General features: G+C 63.4%; 15 protein-coding genes. 10 read left to right on the forward strand and 5 right to left on the reverse strand.

The genetic code is table 11. The annotated features are described in order from the left end of the window. Positions 1-80: 80 nt before the first annotated feature. From topA to tldD, 3 genes are all read right to left on the reverse strand, one after another. Positions 81-2,750 carry a type I DNA topoisomerase gene (gene topA / locus ACGYK9_RS11215; protein WP_394410787.1) on the reverse strand — a complete coding sequence of 890 codons (2,670 nt, stop codon included), beginning with the start codon at positions 2,748-2,750 and terminating at the stop codon, positions 81-83. Between the two features lie 243 nt (positions 2,751-2,993). After that, entirely contained in the window at positions 2,994-4,148 is a 1,155-nt protein-coding gene (dprA, locus tag ACGYK9_RS11220) for a DNA-processing protein DprA (RefSeq protein WP_394410170.1), read from the reverse strand. 99 nt (positions 4,149-4,247) lie between these two features. Continuing rightward, a complete protein-coding gene (gene tldD, locus ACGYK9_RS11225; protein WP_394410167.1) occupies positions 4,248-5,669 on the reverse strand; it encodes a metalloprotease TldD in 1,422 nt (473 codons plus the stop codon). A 179-nt stretch (positions 5,670-5,848) separates the two neighbouring features. Here tldD and coxB point away from each other — a divergent pair, with 179 nt between their 5' ends. The 10 genes from coxB to ACGYK9_RS11275 all read left to right on the forward strand — a co-directional run bounded on the left by coxB (position 5,849) and on the right by ACGYK9_RS11275 (position 14,912). Further along, positions 5,849-6,766: a cytochrome c oxidase subunit II gene (gene coxB / locus ACGYK9_RS11230; RefSeq protein WP_394410164.1), complete on the forward strand. Its 918-nt coding sequence runs from the start codon at positions 5,849-5,851 to the stop codon at positions 6,764-6,766. A 60-nt stretch (positions 6,767-6,826) separates the two neighbouring features. Beyond that, the gene (gene cyoE / locus ACGYK9_RS11235; protein WP_394410161.1) at positions 6,827-7,762 is read left to right on the forward strand and encodes a heme o synthase; all 936 of its coding nucleotides are present in this window, start codon (positions 6,827-6,829) and stop codon (positions 7,760-7,762) included. Next, the gene (locus ACGYK9_RS11240; protein WP_271688021.1) at positions 7,762-7,929 is read left to right on the forward strand and encodes a cytochrome C oxidase assembly protein; all 168 of its coding nucleotides are present in this window, start codon (positions 7,762-7,764) and stop codon (positions 7,927-7,929) included. The genes cyoE and ACGYK9_RS11240 overlap by 1 nt, the downstream gene beginning before the upstream one ends. Next, positions 7,929-8,504: a cytochrome c oxidase assembly protein gene (locus ACGYK9_RS11245; RefSeq protein ID WP_394410158.1), complete on the forward strand. Its 576-nt coding sequence runs from the start codon at positions 7,929-7,931 to the stop codon at positions 8,502-8,504. The genes ACGYK9_RS11240 and ACGYK9_RS11245 overlap by 1 nt, the downstream gene beginning before the upstream one ends. 35 nt (positions 8,505-8,539) lie before the next feature. After that, positions 8,540-9,346, forward strand: coding sequence for a cytochrome c oxidase subunit 3 (locus ACGYK9_RS11250; RefSeq protein WP_271688018.1), 807 nt, complete (start codon positions 8,540-8,542; stop codon positions 9,344-9,346). 95 nt (positions 9,347-9,441) lie between these two features. Then, on the forward strand, positions 9,442-10,128 hold the full coding sequence (locus tag ACGYK9_RS11255; protein ID WP_394410155.1) for an SURF1 family protein: 687 nt from the start codon (positions 9,442-9,444) through the stop codon (positions 10,126-10,128). Between the two features lie 4 nt (positions 10,129-10,132). Continuing rightward, complete coding sequence (gene thrC, locus ACGYK9_RS11260) at positions 10,133-11,521, forward strand: threonine synthase (RefSeq protein ID WP_394410152.1); 1,389 nt, start codon at positions 10,133-10,135, stop codon at positions 11,519-11,521. Further along, a complete protein-coding gene (locus ACGYK9_RS11265) occupies positions 11,518-12,780 on the forward strand; it encodes a pitrilysin family protein (protein ID WP_271693184.1) in 1,263 nt (420 codons plus the stop codon). Before thrC ends, ACGYK9_RS11265 begins: the two co-directional genes overlap by 4 nt. Beyond that, positions 12,777-13,361: a GNAT family N-acetyltransferase gene (locus ACGYK9_RS11270; RefSeq protein WP_067267819.1), complete on the forward strand. Its 585-nt coding sequence runs from the start codon at positions 12,777-12,779 to the stop codon at positions 13,359-13,361. The genes ACGYK9_RS11265 and ACGYK9_RS11270 overlap by 4 nt, the downstream gene beginning before the upstream one ends. A 135-nt stretch (positions 13,362-13,496) precedes the next feature. Next, positions 13,497-14,912, forward strand: coding sequence for an FAD-binding oxidoreductase (locus ACGYK9_RS11275; protein ID WP_394410148.1), 1,416 nt, complete (start codon positions 13,497-13,499; stop codon positions 14,910-14,912). Here the strand turns inward: ACGYK9_RS11275 and ACGYK9_RS11280 are convergent. Together ACGYK9_RS11280 and ACGYK9_RS11285 are read right to left on the reverse strand one after the other, a co-directional pair. Further along, a complete protein-coding gene (locus ACGYK9_RS11280; RefSeq protein ID WP_067267801.1) occupies positions 14,909-15,439 on the reverse strand; it encodes an adenine phosphoribosyltransferase in 531 nt (176 codons plus the stop codon). The genes ACGYK9_RS11275 and ACGYK9_RS11280 overlap by 4 nt on opposite strands. Before the next feature lie 168 nt (positions 15,440-15,607). Continuing rightward, positions 15,608-16,480, reverse strand: coding sequence for an S-methyl-5'-thioadenosine phosphorylase (locus tag ACGYK9_RS11285; protein WP_394410145.1), 873 nt, complete (start codon positions 16,478-16,480; stop codon positions 15,608-15,610). Positions 16,481-16,744: the final 264 nt, after the last annotated feature.

The following is a 16,744-nucleotide window of genomic DNA, read 5'->3' on the forward strand; positions in this document are numbered from 1 at the left end:
TTCATGATGCTGGATATAAAGGCAGGCCACAGGCGGAACCGCGCCGATCCCCCGGCGCGGTTGCTGTGCCGAGGCGCGGCTTACGCGCTGTCGGCTTTTTTCGCGGTTGTTTTCTTGGCCGCAGGTTTCTTGGCCGCCGTCTTTGCCGGGGCCTTCTTGGTGGCCGTCTTTTTCGCCGCGGGCTTCTTGGCTGCCGTCTTTTTGGCCGGTGCCTTCTTCGTCGCCGCTTTGCGTTTGGCGGGGGATTTGGCGAGCTTCTCTTCGATCAGCTCCACCGCGCGCTCCATGGTCAGGTCCGCCGGTTCGATCTCTTTCGGGATCGTGGCGTTGACCTTTTCCCATTTCACATAAGGCCCGTATTTGCCTTCCATGACGTTGACCGCGCCGCCCATATCGGGGTGCTCGCCCATCTCACGGATCGGTTTCGCGGCCTTGCCCCGGCCACCGCGGCTGGCGACTTTCTCGGCCAACAACTGCACCGCGCGGTTCATGCCGACGGTCCAAACCTCATCGATGCCTTCGAGATTGGCATTGGTGCCGCCCCGGTGCGAGGTGCTTTCGGCGTGCTTGATGTAAGGCCCATAGCGCCCGATGTTGGCCCAGACCATGACGCCATCCTCGGGGTGGGGGCCGATCTCACGCGGGAGCGACAGGAGCATCACGCCCTGTTCCAGCGTCAGATCCTCGGGCACCCAATCCTTGGGGATCGACTGGCGCGGGGGTTTCTTGTTCTCTTCCGTCACCGGGCCGCGCTGGACATAGGGCCCGAAACGGCCCTTGAATACGCGGATCTCGTCGCCCTGATCCTCACCCAGCAGCTTGCCGTCGGGCGGAATGGCCGAGGCTTCGGCCTCCGGGTCTGGTGGGCCGAAGGGGCGGGTATAGCGGCATTCGGGGTAGTTCGAACAGCCGATGAAGGCACCGCCCGAGCGCGCGGTGCGCATCGACAGGCGGCCAATCTCGCAATTGGGGCAAAGCCGCGGGTCACTGCCGTCTTCGGTGGGCGGGAAGAGATGCGGCTCCAGTACCTCGTTGATCTTTTCCAGCACCTCGGTGATGCGAAGCTCCGACGTCTCCGCGATGGCGGCCGAGAAATCGCGCCAGAAGCGGCGCAGCACTTCTTTATAGGCGGCATCCCCGGCGCTGACCTTGTCGAGTTGGTCTTCCAGATCGGCGGTGAAGTCATAGCCGATGTAGCGGCGGAAATAATTCTCAAGGAAGGCGGTCACCAGACGGCCCTTGTCCTCGGGGATCAGGCGGTTGCCATCCTTGCGAACATATTCGCGGTCCTGAATCGTGGTGACGATGCTGGCATAGGTCGAGGGGCGGCCGATGCCCAGCTCTTCCATCTTCTTGACCAACGTCGCCTCAGTGTAGCGCGGCGGGGGCTGGGTGAAATGCTGCTCGGGCGTGACGCTGCGCTTGTCCATCGCATCACCTTGACTGATCTGGGGCAGGCGCTTGTCGTCCTCGTCGACGACATCGTCGCGGCCTTCTTCGTAGACCCGCAGGAAACCGTCGAAGAGCACGACCTGACCGTTGGCGCGCAGGCCGACCTGCGCATCGTCGCTGCCGATCTCGACGGTGGTGCGTTCCAGCCGGGCGCTCTCCATCTGGCAGGCGAGGGTGCGTTTCCAGATCAGGTCATAGAGTTTCGCCTGATCGGCATCGAGCTTCAGCGCCTTGGCGTCCTTGGTCATATCCGTGGGCCGGATACATTCGTGGGCTTCCTGCGCGTTCTTGGCCTTGTTCTTGTAGATGCGCGGCTCTTTCGGGACATAATCCGCGCCAAACCGGTCCTTGATCGCCTCGCGCGCCATCGAAACCGCCTCGGGCGCCATGTCGATGCCGTCGGTCCGCATATAGGTGATGTGCCCGGCCTCGTAGAGGCGCTGCGCGGTCGACATGGTCTGGCGTGCGCCCATCGAAAACTTGCGGCTGGCCTCCTGCTGCAGGGTCGAGGTCATGAAGGGGGCCGAGGGGTTGCGGCTCGCCGGTTTCGCCTCGACGTTCATCACCTTCAGCGCCCGGCTGGTGATCGCCTGCACCGCCATTTCGGCCTGCGTGGCGTCTGCGAGATCGAACCGCTCCAGCTTCTTGCCAGCGAGCGAGACGAGACGGGCTTCGAACTCCTGACCGCGCGGGGTGGCGAGCAGCGCCTTTACCGACCAATACTCACGGGCGCGGAAAGCCTCGATCTCCATCTCGCGCTCGACGATGAGGCGCAGGGTGACCGATTGCACGCGGCCCGCAGACTTGGCGCCCGGCAGCTTGCGCCAGAGCACGGGGGAGAGGTTGAACCCCACCAGATAGTCCAGCGCGCGGCGGGCGAGATAGGCCTCTACCAGCGGCATGTCGACCTGACGCGGGTTCTGCATCGCCTCGGTCACCGCCTTTTGGGTGATCTGGTTGAAGACGACCCGGCTGACGGGGGTGTCTTTCTTGATCGATTTGCGTTTGGTCAGCGCTTCTTGCAGGTGCCAGCTGATCGCCTCGCCTTCGCGGTCGGGGTCAGTCGCGAGGATCAATGCGTTGTCTTGGGCCAGCGCATCGGCGATGGCCTTGACGTGTTTCTTGCTGTCGCTGGCGACTTCCCATTTCATGTCGAAATCGGCGTCGGTATCGACCGAGCCGTCTTTCGGCGGCAGGTCGCGGACGTGGCCGTAAGAGGCGAGAACGGTGTAATCGTCGCCCAGATATTTGTTGATCGTTTTGGCCTTGGCTGGGGATTCGACGACGACGACGGGCATAAATACAGGCACCTTAGATCAAAAACGGGGGCGGCTTTGCGCTGTCTCATGTGGGATTGCAGGGGTGTTTGTCAATGCAGCTGCTGCGTAACACGGGTTTGCGGCGCAGCGGTTTCGCAGGCCGGATGGGCCATTTCGGCGGCATCGACCCTCGGCATTCGAGGCTTGCTTGGCCCGGCCAAGTGCCCCCCGGTTGGTCCCCGGTTTCGCGGCGCTGAGACCAGGCCGCGCTCCTTCGCGGCGTCAGGCGGAGCGGCTGAGCAGCCCACCGGGTTGGCGCTGAATTTCCCCCTCCATCTCAAGATCGAGGAGCGCGGGGGCGACATCGCTGCTGGGCACTTGCAAGTCGCGGATCAACTGATCCTCCGCAACCGGCGCATGGCCGAGACGAGAGAGGATCTGTGCATGGAGCTTCGCGACAGGGCTTTGGTTTCGCGGCGACGTTTCCGGGCGCGGGGCCGCGGGGGGCTTGCTGCGGGGTGGCGGGGTCTGAGTTTTCTCAACCGGCAAAACCTCCAACACATCCGCGGCAGAGCGCACCAGTACCGCGCCGTCGCGGATCAGCATGTTGCAGCCTGCCGCGCGGGCGTCCATCGGGTGGCCAGGGACCGCAAGCACGTCGCGGCCCTGATCCAGCGCATCGCGGGCGGTGATCAAACTGCCCGAGCGGGCCGCCGCCTCAACCACCACCGTTGCACGGCTCAGGCCCGAGATGATGCGATTGCGGCGGGGGAAATGCCGCGCCATCGGTTGTAGCCCCATCGGTTGCTCTGACAGCCGCAGCCCCTGCGCGGCGATCTGGCCCGCCAGCGCAGTGTTCTCGCTGGGATATATAATGTCGACCCCGCCCGCCTGCACAGCGATGGTGCCGCGGGGCAATGCGGCCTCATGCGCCGCCGCGTCGATCCCCCGAGCAAGGCCGGAGACGACGACAAAGCCAGCTTCGCCCAGTTCGGCGGCGAGGCTGCGGGCCATGCGCAGCCCAAGCGAAGAAGCGTTTCGCGCGCCCACGAGGGAGATCATCGGACGGCCCAGCAATGCCGGGTCGCCGATCAGCCATAGGAAGGGCGGCGCATCGGGAAGGTCGCTGAGCAGGCGCGGGTAGGGTGCCTCCCCCTCAACCAGTAGCCGGGCCCCGGCGCGGCGGGCGGCGTTGAGTTCCGCCTGAACCACCCCTTCGGGGCAGATGCGGTAGTCTGATATCCCGGCGGCACGCGCGACTTCCGGCAGCGCCTTCAGCGCCTCTTGGGCAGAGCCATGTTCATCCAGCAGGCGCCGATAGGTCGAAATACCCACACGGCGAGAGCGCAACAGACGAAGCCGGGCAAACTGTTCATCTTCCTGGGTGGGTGGGAGTGGGGGGTGAGTGGAAGAAGGATGTAGGTCCTTGTCAGTCATCCCGAAACTCCGTCCGTTGCAGAATCAGGTATAGGATTTAGTGCTTAACAACCTATGAAGATTTTCCCGCGTATTTGATTCAACCTCAGCGTGCCACCGTCAGGTCGCGGCCCCGCCGACGGTCAGCCCGCCGATCATCAGAGTGGGCTGGCCCACACCCACCGGCACCCACTGCCCCTGCTTGCCGCAGTTGCCCATGCCGGGGTCGAGCGTCGGGTCGTTGCCAATAGCGCGGATCTTTTGCAAGGCCGTGGCCCCATCGCCGATTAACGTGGCGCCTTTGACCGGCGCGCCGATCTTGCCGTTTTGCACGCGGTAGGCCTCGGTGCAGGAGAAGACGAATTTACCATTGGTGATATCAACCTGCCCGCCGCCGAAGCCCACGGCATAGATCCCGTCCTTGAGATCAGCCACGATATCGCCCGGTGCCGCCTCGCCGCCCAGCATATAGGTGTTGGTCATGCGCGGCATCGGGATATGCGCATAGGATTGCCGCCTCCCGTTGCCCGTTGAGGCGCTGCCCATCAGCCGCCCATTCTGACGGTCCTGCATATAGCCGACCAGCCTACCATCTTCGATCAGCACATTGCGCGCCGAGGGGGTGCCCTCGTCATCGACAGAGATCGAGCCGCGCCGGTCGGGGATCGTGCCGTCATCCAGCACGGTCACGCCCTTGGCTGCGATCTGTTGGCCCATCAGCCCGGCGAAGGCGCTGGAGCCCTTGCGGTTGAAATCGCCCTCAAGCCCGTGACCGATGGCTTCGTGCAGCAGAATTCCGGGCCAGCCGGGGCCAAGCACCACGTCCATCACGCCCGCCGGGGCAGGGACGGCTTCGAGGTTCACACAGGCGATCCGCAGGGCTTCGCGAACCTTGGCTTGCCAGTCTTCGGGGGCGAGCATCCCGTCGAGCCCGATCCGCCCGCCGCCGCCGACACCGCCGCTCTCGCGGCGGCCATCCTGCTCGACAATGACCGAGACATTGACCCGCGTCATTGGGCGCACGTCGCGCACCGAATGCCCTTCGGGGCGAAGAATCTCGACCTCCTGAATGCTGGCGGCGATCGTGGCGCTCACCTGTACCACGCGGGAATCGAGGCTACGGGCATAGGCGTCGATCTCGCGCAGGGTATCGACCTTGACCGGGAAGGCGTGGCCCGCAATGGGGTCTTCGTCCGTATAGAGACGCGTGTTGCTGGCCTGAGGCGCATCTGCCCAAGTGCCGCCGCCATCGCCGACCGCCAGCCGCGCCGTTTCCGCCGCGCGGCGCAGGGCGGCCTCGCTCAGCTCGGTCGAATGGGCGTAGCCTGCCACTTCGCCGCGCACGGCGCGCAGGCCAAAGCCCTCGGCGGCGTCATAGCTGGCGGTTTTGAGGCGGCCGTCGTCGAAAACCAGCGCCTCAGAGCGGCGCCGTTCGAGAAATAATTCACCGTCATCGGCGCCGGCCACGGCCTCGCGCAGCACGCTCAGAGCGGTTTCTCGGTCCAGATCGGCCTCGAAGGGGGTGAAATGCGCGCGGCTCATCGGGGGTATCCTTGCTTGCTGTCACAAAACTGTCTCGCGCGGCTCTATGACGCAAGCATGTGACTTTATCTTGTAGGCAGAATATGATTGTAAGCACCCAGGATTACAACGGCACCGGATCGCAGCAGCGGTTTGGGGTGCTTATCGGCTTCTTAATGGTCACAAGATCAGGACGACATATGAAACATCTACTCCCCCTTTCCGGTCTTTTGACCAGCCTTGCCGCCCTGCCTGCATTGGCACAGGACAGCCTGCGCATTGACGGGCTTGATGTCATCGGCAGACCTGTTGACGGCGAGACAGGCTTTCAACCCGCCGTTACCGAATTGGCGCGGGATATCCATGATTTGGATCACCTGATTCTGGTGATCATCGCCGCGATCACCGTCTTCGTGACCGGCCTGATCATCTGGGTCATGATCCGCTACAACAAAAAGCGGAACCCGAACCCCTCGTCCTTTACCCACCACACCCCGATCGAAATCGCCTGGACGATCGGGCCGATTCTCATCCTTGTGCTGATCGGTGCCTATTCGCTGCCGATCCTGTTCCGCCAGCAGGAAATCCCCGAAGCGGACATCACGATCAAGGCCATCGGCAACCAGTGGTACTGGACCTATGAATATGTCGACGAAGAGATCGCCTTTGACAGCTACATGATCGGCGCTCCGGCGACGCTGGGCGACGGTGATGAGGACGTGACACCCTTCGTGCTGGATGACGCGATGGTCGCCAAGCTCGAAGACGAAGGCTACAGCCGCGACGACTTCCTGCTGGCCACCGACACATCCGTCGTGATCCCCGTGGGCAAGACCATCGTCGTGCAGGTGACCGCCAGCGACGTGATCCACTCTTGGACCATCCCCGCCTTCGGCGTGAAACAGGATGGCGTGCCGGGCCGTCTGGCCGAACTGTGGTTCACCGCCGAGCAAGAGGGCGTCTACTTCGGCCAGTGTTCCGAGCTTTGCGGTCAGGCCCACGCCTATATGCCGATCACCGTCAAAGTGGTTTCGGAAGAGGCCTATGCGGAATGGCTTGGCAATGCCAAGGCGGAATACGCTGGCATCGAACAGCCGCTGACCGTCGCCTCTAAGTAAGCCAGTTCCACGGGGCAGGGCACAGGCCCGTGCCCCGTGTTTACCCTTGGAAGGTTCGGGATGACTGACATCACCAATACGCCAACAAGTGAATACGACGCGCAGCTGGGGGATTACTTCGCCCTGCTGAAGCCGCGCGTCATGTCGTTGGTCGTCTTCACGGCCTTCGTGGGGCTGTTGGCCGCGCCGGTTTCGGTCAATCCCGTCATCGGCTTTTGCGCGATCCTGTTCATCGCCATCGGCGGCGGTGCCTCTGGCGCGCTGAACATGTGGTGGGACGCCGATATCGATGCGGTGATGCGCCGCACGCGCGGGCGTCCGATCCCCTCGGGCCGGGTTCAACCCGGAGAGGCGCTGACGCTTGGCGTGGCGCTCTCGGGTCTGTCGGTGATGATGCTGGCGCTGGCGACCAACCTGCTGGCAGGCGGGATGCTGCTTTTCACCATCCTTTTCTACGCCGTTTTCTATACCATGTGGCTCAAGCGTCTGACGCCGCAGAACATCGTCATCGGCGGTGCCGCGGGGGCCTTCCCGCCGGTGATCGGCTGGGTCGCCGCCACGGGCAGCTTCTCGGTCGAGGCATGGCTGATGTTCGCGCTGATCTTCATGTGGACCCCGCCGCATTTCTGGGCGCTGGCGCTCTTCATGCGCTCGGACTATGACGATGCCAAGGTGCCGATGCTGACCGTGACCCATGGCCGTCCGGCCACGCGCCTGCATATCTTCGTCTACACCGTCCTTCTGGCTGCACTGGCCATCGGCACGGCCTTCACTGCCATCGGCGGCATCTTCTACTTCGCCGTGGCGCTGGTGCTGAACGCCGCCTTCCTGCTGGGGGCCTACCGTATCTGGAACCGGGATGAGGTGATGGCCGAGGGTGACGACTATGCCGAAGAGCGCAAGTTCTTCCGCCTGTCGCTGGCCTATCTCTTCTTGCACTTCGGCGCGATCTTGGGCGAAGCGGCTCTGCGCACCTTTGGCTTGGGGGGCTGGTAATGGGCATCCGACCAGAGCATGAGCTTCACAATCGCCGCCGTGGCCGCAACATCGGCGTGGGCCTGATGCTGGGCGCCTTCGTGGTGCTGATCATGGCGTTGACCTACGTCAAGATCACCCAGACCGATTTCGAACTCCCCCCGGAGCAACGTGAGGTGACACAGTAATGGCGCTTTCCGGTCCTCAGAAAACAGTGATGCAAACCGTCGGCGTGGTGGTGCTTATGGGCGGCCTCGCTTGGGCGTCGGTACCGTTTTACGACTGGTTCTGTCGCGTCACCGGCTTTGGCGGCACGCCGGGGCAGGTCTCTGCCGCCAGCGCCGACGTGCTGGATAAGACGGTCAAGGTCCGTTTCGACGGCTCCCTGAACGACGGTATGCCGTGGGAATTCAAGCCCGTGGTCCGCGAAATGGAGATCCGCATCGGCGAGACCGGGTTGGCCTTCTACGAGGCGTACAACCCGACCGACAAACCGGTGGCGGGGCAGGCGAGCTATAACGTCACCCCGTATACCGCCGGGGCCTTCTTCGAGAAGATCGACTGCTTTTGCTTTACCGAACAGGTGCTGGCCCCAGGCGAGCGCGTGCAGATGCCGGTAAGCTTTTTCGTCGACCCAGAAATGGTCGAAGACCGTGATGGGAAGTTTGTACATACCATCACTCTGTCCTATACATTCTACGAAATTGACCTGCCCGAGGGCTATGCCGCCCTTGATCAGGACAGCGCCACAACAACCAATTAACGACCTGATTGAACAAAGGTGAGGGACCCGCAACCATGGCCCATGCAAAAAACCACGACTACCATATTCTTCCCCCCTCGACCTGGCCGCTGCTGGGGTCGGTAGGCGGATTTGTCATGCTGGCGGGCGCTGTCCTGTGGATGCACGGGATGACCCCCTTCGTCTTCTTGGGCGGTCTGGTGGCCACCCTTTACGTCATGTTCGGATGGTGGGCCGAAGTGGTCTCCGAAAGCGAAGTGGGCGATCACACCGGTGTGGTGCGCATCGGCCTGCGCTATGGTTTCATCCTCTTCATCATGTCCGAAGTCATGTTCTTCGTGGCGTGGTTCTGGTCCTTCTTCAAACAGGCCCTTTACCCGATGTATGAATATGTCGGCACGGAATACGTCCAGCCCGACATTCATGCGGTCGATGCCTTCCACCTGCCGCTGATCAACACGCTGGTTCTGCTGCTGTCGGGCTGTGCCGTGACATGGGCGCACCATGCGCTGGCCCATGAAAACAACCGCAAAGACCTGATCTCGGGCCTGACCATCGCGGTGATCCTCGGCGTGCTCTTCACCGCGCTGCAGGCTTACGAATACTACGAACTGCTGGTCCATGACGATTGGACATTCGGCGGTGACATGTATTTCTCCAGCTTCTTCATGGCGACCGGCTTCCACGGTTTTCACGTGATCATCGGCACGATCTTCCTCTTCGTCTGCCTGCTGCGCGCCATGCGCGGCCACTTCACCCCCGAACGCCACGTCGGCTTCGAGGCGGCAGCGTGGTACTGGCACTTCGTTGACGTGGTCTGGCTGTTCCTCTTCTTTGCCGTCTACATGTGGGGCCAGCCCTGACCATAGGGCGGGGTTGCATCCGCGCCCCACACCCGTAAAACCCGAACGCGCGAAGCCCTCTTCGCGCGTTTGTCGTTTCAGCCAGAGAGATTCGAATGCGGCGCAGCCTGTTCTTCATCATCGTCGGCCTTGGCGGGGCAGCCATCCTCGTCGCACTCGGGGTCTGGCAGGTGCAGCGGCTGGCGTGGAAAGAAGCGATCATCGCCGACATCAACAACCGCATCGCCGCCACGCCCGTCGCCTTGCCCGCCGATCCCGATCCAGAAGCCGACGCCTATCTGCCCGTCACCGTCAGCGGAGAGATCGGGGAACAGGCGCTGCATGTGCTGGTCAGCCAAAAGCAGAAAGGGGCGGGCTACCGCGTCATTGCACCCATGGCGCTGGAAAGCGGGCGGCGCGTGCTCATCGACCTCGGCTTTACCGCCACATCGAACAAAGACGCCATCGCCCCCGCAGGCACCGCCACTCTGACCGGCAACCTGCAATGGCCTCAGGAGGTCGACAGTTTCACACCCGAGGCCGACACGGATCGCAACATCTGGTTCGCCCGCGATGTTGAGGTCATGGCCGAAACCCTCGATACTGAACCGCTCTTGATCGTGATGCGCGAAGGCACCGGGCCGGACCCAAAGATCACCCCGCTGCCCGTCGATACCGCCCGCATCCCCAACGATCACTTGCAATATGCGATCACCTGGTTTTCCCTCGCCGCCATCTGGCTGGCGATGACCGTCCTTTTCCTGCGCCGCCGCCGCGCCCCTGCAACGCCGAAAGTCGACTGACCCTATGCGCTATATCTCTACCCGTGGCTCCGCCCCTGTTCTGTCCTTCGAAGAGGCGATGCTGACCGGCCTTGCCCGTGACGGCGGCCTCTACGTCCCCGAAACGATCCCGACGCTGAGCGCGGAACAGATCGCGGCCATGCAGGGCCAAAGCTACGAAGAGGTCGCCTTCACCGTCATGCGCCCCTTCATCGGTGACACTTTCACCGACGAAGAATTCCGCGCCATCATCGCCCGCGCCTATGAAGGCTTTGGCCACACCGCCCGCGCGCCGATGGTGCAACTCGCCCCGAACCACTTCCTGTTGGAACTGTTCCACGGGCCGACACTGGCGTTCAAAGACTTCGCCATGCAGCTTATCGGCCAGATGTTCCAAGCCGCCTTGGGCCGCAAGGGCGAGCGGGTGACCATCGTGGGCGCCACCTCGGGTGACACCGGCTCCGCCGCGATCGAAGCCTTCAAGGGGCTCGACAATGTCGATGTCTTCATCCTCTACCCCCATGGCCGGGTGTCTGACGTGCAGCGCCGCCAGATGACCACGCCTGCGGAATCCAACGTGCACGCGCTGGCCATCGACGGTGATTTCGACGATTGCCAAGCGCGCCTCAAGGACATGTTCAACGATTTCGACTTCCGCGATTCCGTGCGGCTGGCGGGCGTGAACTCGATCAACTGGGGCCGGGTGCTGGCGCAGGTGGTCTATTACTTCACCGCCGCTACGAGCCTTGGCGCGCCCCTGCGTGAGATCAGCTTCACCGTGCCCACCGGCAATTTCGGCGACATTTTCGCAGGCTATATCGCCAAGCGCATGGGCCTGCCCATCGCCGATCTCGTCGTCGCCACCAACCAGAACGACATCCTGCACCGCTGCCTCTCGGGTCAAGGCTATCACAAGGGAAGCGTGACCCCCTCAATCAGCCCCTCGATGGACATTCAGGTCTCCTCGAACTTCGAACGCGCCCTCTTTGACGCCTATGACCGCGACGCCGGTGCCGTGGCGCAGTTGATGGACGAGTTGGGGCAGGGCGGTTTCGACGTCTCTCAAGGGGCGATGCAAGCGCTGCAAGACATCTACCGCTCGGGCCGCGTCTCCGAAGAGGAAACCACCGCCACCATCGCTGACCGCCGGCGCACCACGGGTGAGCTGCTCTGCCCGCATTCCGCCGTCGGCGTGAAGGTCGCGGATGATCTGCGCGATCCGGCCACGCCGATGGTCACGCTGGCCACCGCCCATCCGGCAAAATTCCCCGAGGCGGTCGAAGCCGCCACTGGCATCCGCCCGGGCCTGCCGCCCCGTATGGCGGACCTTTTCGACCGGGAAGAACGTTTCACCCGGCTGCCTAACGACCTCGACGCGCTCAAAGCGCATATCAAAGGAAACCTCTCCGCGTGAGCCTACAACAGACCACATTGCCCAACGGCTTTCGCATCGTTACCGAACATATGGAGGGGCTTGCCTCCTCCGCCATCGGCGTCTGGGTCAACGCAGGCGCGCGGCATGAGACGCCGCAGCAAAATGGCATCGCGCATTTCCTCGAACATATGGCGTTCAAAGGCACCGCGACCCGTTCTTCGCTGCAAATCGCCGAGGCGATTGAGGATGTGGGCGGCTATATCAACGCCTATACCTCGCGCGAAGTCACCGCCTATTATGCCCGCGTGCTGGAAAACGATGTGGCGCTCGGCCTCGACGTGATCGCCGACATCCTGCGCAACCCGGTGCTGGACCCTTCGGAAGTCGAAGTCGAACGCGGCGTGATCCTGCAAGAGATCGGCCAAGCGCTCGACACGCCCGACGATGTGATTTTCGACTGGCTGCAAGAGCAAGCCTACCCGGATCAGCCCATCGGTCGCACGATCCTTGGGCCGAGCGAGCGGGTCTCCGCCTTCTCGCGCGATGACTTGCAACGTTTCATCGCCGATCACTACGGGCCCGAGCAGATGATCCTTTCGGCTGCCGGTGCGGTGGACCACGACAAAATCGTCAAACTCGCCGAAAGCCTCTTTGGCGACATGCCCGCCAAGACGCTCTACCAGATCGACAGCGCCCGTTTCGGCGGCGGCGAATATCGACAGGTCAAACAGCTGGAACAGGCCCATTTCGCCCTCGGCTTTGAAAGCCCCGGGTACCGCTCCGACGACATCTACATCGCCCAGATCTACGCCTCGGCTCTGGGCGGCGGCATGTCCTCGCGCCTGTTCCAAGAGATTCGTGAGAATCGCGGCCTTTGCTATACGATCTTCGCCCAAGCGGGCGCCTATGCCGATACGGGGATGACCACGATCTACGCCGGCACCAGCGCCGAACAATTGCCCGAACTGGCCAATATCACCATCGACGAGATGAAGCGCGCGGCCTCTGACATGTCGCCTGCCGAAGTCGCCCGCGCCCGTGCGCAGATGAAGGCCGGGCTGCTCATGGGGCTGGAAAGCCCCTCAAACCGTGCCGAACGTCTGGCCCGGCTGATCCAGATCTGGGACCGCGTGCCGCCGCTGGAAGAAACCGTCGCGCAGATCGACGCGGTGACCACCGGCGACGTGCGCGACTTCGCCGAACGCATGGCAACGCAAGCCCCTGCGGCTCTCGCGCTCTACGGTCCGGTCGATGCCGCCCCGACGCTGGACGACCTTCACAACCGACGCGCCGCCTGATGCTGGGGCGACGCAAACTGCGGATTGAAACGGAACGGCTGACCCTGCGCCCGCCGATCCATGCCGATTTCCGCGCCTGGGCGGCCCTGCGCCGCGCCAGCAACGACTACCTGCGCCCGTGGGAGCCGACATGGGCCGAGGATCATTTGACCCGCAAGGCTTTTACAAACCGTGTCTACTGGGCGCAGCGCTCGGTCTCCTCCGGCAACGCCATGCCGCTCTTTCTGATCCGGCGCAGCGATCAAAACCTCGTCGGTGCGATCACCCTCGACAACATCCGCCGCGGGCCGGCCCAATCCGGCACCTTGGGCTATTGGACGGGCGAACCCTTTGCCCGCCAAGGCTACATGCGCGAGGCGATCGAAGCGACGGTGCATCAGGCCTTCACCCGGCTCGACCTGTCGCGCATAGAGGCCGCCTGCCTGCCGGAAAACCAAGCCTCCCGCGGCCTGCTCGAAAAGGCGGGCTTCAAATACGAGGGCGTCGCGCAGAGCTATCTGCAAATCGATGGCCGCTGGCGGACCCATGTGCTCTATGCCTCCCTGCGCAAAGACCGGCGCGGTCGCACGGACGTAGGCTAAGCCTCAACGCGAAACGCTTCGCTGACAACATAAGCATCGCCGGGGCATGATCGCCACGCCTCATGCCCCGCATTCTCCCAGACGTTCCGGCGCTTTGCCCTTGCATCCGCGCGCTCCGCGCAGGATCAAAGGCCCATGACATTGAACCCCGCCGACACCGCCTTCATCGACACCCTGCGCGCGCAACTGCCAGACGATGTGCTGCGCGACCCAGAGCAGCGCTACCTCGAAGAACCCCGCGGCCGCTACGCGGGGCAGGGAGGCGTCTTGGCCCTGCCGCGCACCACCGAAGAGGTCGCCATCCTGATCCGCGCCGCCCATGCCGCCCGCGTGCCGGTCGTGCCCTATGGCGGCGGCACCGGGCTTGTTGCCGGGCAGATCAGTAGCGATGGCCCGGCACCGCTGATCCTCTCCCTTGAGCGCATGAACCGCATCCGCGCCGTGCTGCCCGAAGAGAACGTACTCGTCGCCGAAGCGGGCACGATCCTCGCCGATGTCCAAGCCGCCGCCGAAGAGGTAAACCGCCTCTACCCCCTGTCCCTCGCCGCCGAGGGCACCGCGCGGATCGGCGGCACACTCTCGACCAACGCAGGCGGCACTGGTGTACTGCGCTACGGCAATGCCCGCGACCTCTGCCTCGGCCTCGAAGCCGTCCTGCCCGACGGCCAAATCTGGCACGGCCTGACCCGCCTGCGCAAAAACAACACCGGCTACGATCTGCGCAACCTGCTGATCGGCGCCGAGGGCACCCTCGGCGTGATCACCGCCGCGGCCCTCAAGCTTTACGCGCGCCCCGCCCGTAGTGGCACCGCACTCATGGTGGTCGAGAGCCCCGCCGCCGCATTGGCGCTCCTCTCCCTCGCGCGCGATCACTTGGGCGAAATGATCAGCGCTTTCGAATTGATGCACCGAAGAGGTTTCGATTTCCTTAACGAAACCCTGCCCAGCATCCGCCAACCCTTCGCCAAAACCCCGCAATGGTGCGTCCTGGTCGACATCGGCACCCCCGGAGAGATCGATACCGACGCCGCCCTAGAGGCCCTTTTCGCCGCCGCCCTCGACGCGGGCCTCGTCTCCGACGGCCTCATCGCCCAGAACGCCCAACAGGCCCAAGACTTCTGGACCATCCGCGAAACCATCCCCGAGGCCAACCGCCTGATCGGCTCGGTCTCCAGCCACGACATCTCAGTGCCCCTCGGCGCGATCCCTGAATTCATCACCCGCGCCACCGATGCGCTCTCGGCCCTCGGCGATTTCCGCATCAACTGCTTCGGCCATGTCGGAGACGGCAACCTGCACTACAACGTCTTCCCCGCAAAGGGCAAAAGCCGCGCCGATTACGAAGACAAGCGCGACGCCGTGAAACGTCTGGTGCACGACCTCGTCCACGACCTTGGCGGCTCGTTCAGCGCGGAACATGGCGTGGGCCGCATTAAGGTCGACGACCTCGAACGCTACGGCGACCCCGCCAAACTCACCGCCATGCGCGCCATCAAAACGGCGCTCGACCCTCAAGGCATCATGAACCCCGGCGCCGTCCTAAGGGCTTAAAGCCCGTCGAAAGCGCAGAGCGCATGCACCTCTTTGCCAAGCGCTTCCAAACGCTTGCGCCCGCCCAATTCCGGCAGATCAATGATAAAGGCGCAGGAAACGATCTCGCCGCCCAAACGCTCAATCAGTTTGATCCCAGCCTCCGCCGTGCCGCCGGTGGCCAAAAGGTCATCCACAACCAGAACCTTTTCGCCCGGTTTGATCGCATCGTCATGCAACTCGACAATGGCCTCGCCATATTCAAGCTGATAGTCCTGACTGATCACCGTGCCGGGCAACTTGCCCTTCTTGCGGATCGGCACGAAACCCACGCTCAACTGGTGCGCAATCGCCCCGCCAAGAATGAAACCGCGCGCCTCCAGCCCCACGACCTTATCAATCGCAATCCCCGCATAGGGGTGCAGCATCTGATCGATCGCCATGCGAAACCCGCGCGGATCGGCAAAAAGCGTTGTCACGTCACGAAACATGATCCCCTCATGGGGAAAATCGACGATCGTGCGAATATAGTCCTGAACCTGTTTCATGCCGCCCTTCCGCGTGTTTGACCGGACCCGTCTTAGCGCAACGCGCCGCCCGGGCGAACCCCCCATCTGCGCCCGCCGCACAACATCCAGGAAGGGGCGCCAACCCCACTCCCTTCATCCTTTCGTAAATACCTTCCGCACTCAGCCAAGCAAAGCCGCCGCCTGCGGTCAAAGCATCCGCCCCGCCACCGCATCCAACTTGGCCAGCAATTCCGGATCCCGCGCATCCGGCTGGGTCAGGATCGCAAACTCCAGCGCCCGGTCACAGCCATGCGGGCAGGGCGCGCGCTCGGCCCCCAGAAGCGCGGGCAGGCGCGAGACCATGGCGCGGCCCTTGTCGGCGTTGCCCATAAGCGTGGCGATGATCTGTGTCACATCCACCTCGCCGTGGTCCGGGTGCCAGCTGTCGTAATCGGTGATCATCGCGACACTGGCATAGCAAAGCTCCGCCTCGCGGGCGAGTTTCGCTTCGGGCATATTGGTCATGCCGATCACATCCGCCCCCCAGCTGTCGCGGTACATTTTGGATTCCGCGAGCGTCGAGAATTGCGGCCCCTCCATCGCCAGATAGGTGCCGCCGCGGTGGACGTTGATGCCCGCGTCTCGTGCTGCGGTCTCGCAGGCGTCCCCCAGTCGCGGACAGGTGGGATGGGCGACCGAGACATGGGCCACGCAGCCGGGGCCGAAGAAGCTCTTTTCGCGCGCCATGGTGCGGTCGATAAATTGGTCGACGATGACGAAGTCGCCCGGGGCCATCTCCTCGCGGAACGACCCGCAGGCTGAGACGCTGATCACATCCGTGCAGCCGAGCCGTTTCAGCGCGTCGATATTCGCGCGGTAGGGGGCAGAGGTTGGCGTATGCACATGCCCGCGGCCATGGCGCGGCAGAAAGACCATGGCGACCCCATCCAGCGTGCCAGTCAGCACTTGATCCGAGGGTGCGCCCCATGGGGTCTCCACGGTGACCCAATCGGCATACTGAAGCCCGTCGATGTCGTAAATGCCGGAGCCGCCGATCACGGCGATTTTCGTATCTGTCATGAGGGGTAAGCCTGTGCCTTGGATGGTTGCGGGTAAGGGTCAAAGAACCTCATAGAATGCCACGGGGATCAAGTGTTTTTGCCGAGAGGCAAGACACGACTGCGTCAGGCGAGGGGGTGAAAGTGTTTCTGCATTGCAGCAACCTCCGTGGCCCAATCGCCAAGCCGCTTTTCTTTGCGGCGAAATTCCTCTAGGTGCAGCCAAAAGCGCCCCGCATCCGCGGTCAGGGCGCTATACCCGTTTTCCGAAAGTCAAAGGACGCCC

The organism is Sulfitobacter sp. 1A15258 (assembly GCF_043557045.1).
GTDB classification, from domain to species: Bacteria; Pseudomonadota; Alphaproteobacteria; order Rhodobacterales; family Rhodobacteraceae; genus Sulfitobacter; species Sulfitobacter faviae.